General features: G+C 29.9%; 3 protein-coding genes and 1 pseudogene. 3 read left to right on the plus strand and 1 reads right to left on the minus strand.

Translation table 11 applies throughout. The features are described from left to right. The coding region (locus AC30RD_RS08270) for a glycine--tRNA ligase subunit beta (RefSeq protein ID WP_489494007.1) at positions 1 to 722 on the minus strand (722 nt) is incomplete at its 3' end. Between the two features lie 163 nt (positions 723 to 885). On the opposite strand from AC30RD_RS08270, the gene AC30RD_RS08275 reads away from it, so the two are divergent. The 3 genes and pseudogenes from AC30RD_RS08275 to AC30RD_RS08285 all read left to right on the plus strand — a co-directional run. Then, entirely contained in the window at positions 886 to 1272 is a 387-nt protein-coding gene (locus tag AC30RD_RS08275; RefSeq protein WP_489494008.1) for a class II SORL domain-containing protein, read from the plus strand. An 87-nt stretch (positions 1273 to 1359) separates the two neighbouring features. After that, positions 1360 to 2016, plus strand: coding sequence for a uracil-DNA glycosylase (locus AC30RD_RS08280; RefSeq protein WP_489494010.1), 657 nt, complete (start codon positions 1360 to 1362; stop codon positions 2014 to 2016). After that, positions 2013 to 2605 (plus strand): annotated as a pseudogene (locus AC30RD_RS08285) (hypothetical protein); the annotation flags it as partial. The gene AC30RD_RS08280 and the pseudogene AC30RD_RS08285, both read left to right, overlap by 4 nt.

The raw sequence follows: 2605 nt of genomic DNA on the forward strand, positions 1-2605 counted from the left end.
TTATCAATCTCAACACTTACTCCCTCTTTTTCTTCTAGCTCTTTAAAATCTTTTAAGATGCTTTCTTTTCTATCATCTTGATACAGCACAACTCCGCCGTTTTTTAAAACTTCAAAATACTCTTTTGCATTTGTTATCTTTACAGGCTCAAAACTGCTTTGTCTATGAACTCTAGTTTCTAAAGAACTCTTCACCCCAAAAAGCTCCACATCAACAAGCTCATCACCAAGTAATACATTTACCCATCTAATAGGCCTTATAAAACTCTCACTTAGATTTCCCCATCTCATAGATTTACCAAAATCTAGTGAAGTTATCCATTCGTTGATGATATCGTTTAAAAGAAGTTTTGATGCAACACCTTTTGTCTCTTTTTTATAGTAAAGCACCTCTTTACCTTGTTTTTCAACAAAGCTTAACTCACTTACATCAACACCGCATTTTTTTGCAAAACCCAACATTGCCGGAGTTGGTTTATCATCTTTTAGTGCTATTTGTTTTGGAGCACCAAAAAGCTCTTCTACTTTATCTTCTTGTTTTTCTTTAAACTCTCTATGCCATAAAACCAATCTTCTAGGAGTATAATAAAACTCAAACTCACTCACTAGATTATACTTTTCTAAAACATTTAAGTATTTTTTTTCTATATTTTTTAATTCTTTTAAAAGCGGAATAGCAGGAAGTTCTTCTACACCTATTTCTATAAGTAATGTTTTAGTCATAAACTCTCTCTTTTTTTAAAATAATCGCGATTTTATCTAAAATAAGGTTAAAAAGCTATAAATTAAACAAACCTTAAATAAGATAGATATACTCTTGTTTATGTTTATCTAAAAGGATTTATAGCTATAATGTCATCACAAAATTAAATATAAAGGATGTTTCATGCCAAAGATTAATAAGTATGAAGATATAAGCCAAATCGATAGAGAAGCAAAAAAAGATTTAATAGATAGACACTCTCCGTTTATCACTGTTTTAGGTGAAGCTAAAAAAGGTGAAATGTTAGCTGTAAATGTAAAAATGGGTAACGAATATACTCACCCTGATGATTTTGACCACTATATAGAGTCTATCACTTTATTTGATGGTGATACTAAACTAGCTACTGCTACTTTTGTTCCTGGAACTTTAGGAAATGAAAAAAGTCATGCAGAAGTTACATTTAACATCAGACCAACTAAAAGCAAACTAAACCTTGTAGCTCACGGTTACTGCACAAAACACGGTATCTGGGAATCAACTCCTGTAGTTATTGAAGTAGCTGAATAATTCTTTTAAACTTAAGCCCATTTGGGCTTAACCTCTTTTTAACCTCATTTTTTATATACTCTTGCAAAAACTAATCAAAGGTTGTATTTGCAAAGCTACCAAAACCTAAAACTTTTACAAAATTTTTATAGATTAAAAGCTATAGGATATGAATATATAGACCCTATAGAGCTAAATTCACAAACTATGGATATAAAGATAAATGATATAGCTTCATTAGATAAACAGATACAAACTTGCCATTTATGTGATTTTAGCAAAAGTAGAAAACAAAGTTTAAGTGGTTTTGGAAATACAAATGCTGATTTGATGATAATTGACTATGTTGTATCGGAGCTTCAAGATAGTTATGGTGATTTTTTTCAAGGGCGAAGTGCTTTAATGCTAAGAGATATGATTACAAATGTTTTAAACTTAGATATAAATGAAGTTTTTATTACTCACTTAATAAAATGCAAACCCTTATCAAATCTAACCAACTATGAGACCCAATGGCTATCATGCAAATCGTATCTTACCTCGCAAATAGAGTTTATTAAACCAAAACTAATAGTTACACTCGGTAAAGAAGTTTATAAGTTTTTATTGCCAAATGGAGGTAGTTTTGATGAAGTAAGAGGACATATCATAGAGTATCAAAACTCTAAACTTATCCCTATTTATCATCCAAACTATGTTTTAAGAAATCCAAATTTAAAAAAGATTGTATATAATGACCTTAAAACTATAAAGAGTTGCCTATGATAAAAAAGATTTTTTTAGTTGCTACGATTGTTGTAAGCTTATATAGTGAAGCTTTTTTAATTTCTGAAATACCTCTTCCAAAAACATATATAATGAACCTAGATCCTTATCCTTGTGATGAAGTATGTCTGAAAAAACTTTTAGATGATGGTAAAATATTTTCTTTTTTAGCTTATGCTAAAGAGCAAAAACTAACTTCTAAAGAACTTTTAGAAGCAAAAAAAATGTATATTGTTATCTTAAATCAAGGGCTTATAACTTCAACCAAAAGTATAAAAATAGCACTTTTGTTACCATACAAAAAGATAGGAAAATATGCGACCTCAACAACAAATGCGGTTTTTGCATATCTTATGGCTAAAAACTCATCTTTTGAGCTAAAAAGTTATAAAATCGATACTGAAAAAGTTGAAGATATCCAAGATGCTTTAACTAAAATAGATGCGGACGGATTTAACTATGTTATAGCTCCATTAACTTTAGTGGGTGCAAATAACCTACTTGCAACTAATCCTGATTTAAATATCTATTTTCCAACTATAAATAAAAACGATTTAGCCGGATCGGTAAAACGTGTCCCCATTTTTTC

The sequence above is a fragment of the Nitrosophilus sp. genome, from assembly GCF_982775275.1.

Coding starts and splice junctions, on each gene's coding strand:
- AC30RD_RS08275 (WP_489494008.1), top strand. CDS start 886: ATGCCAAAGATTAATAAGTATGAAGATATAAGCCAAATCGATAGAGAA.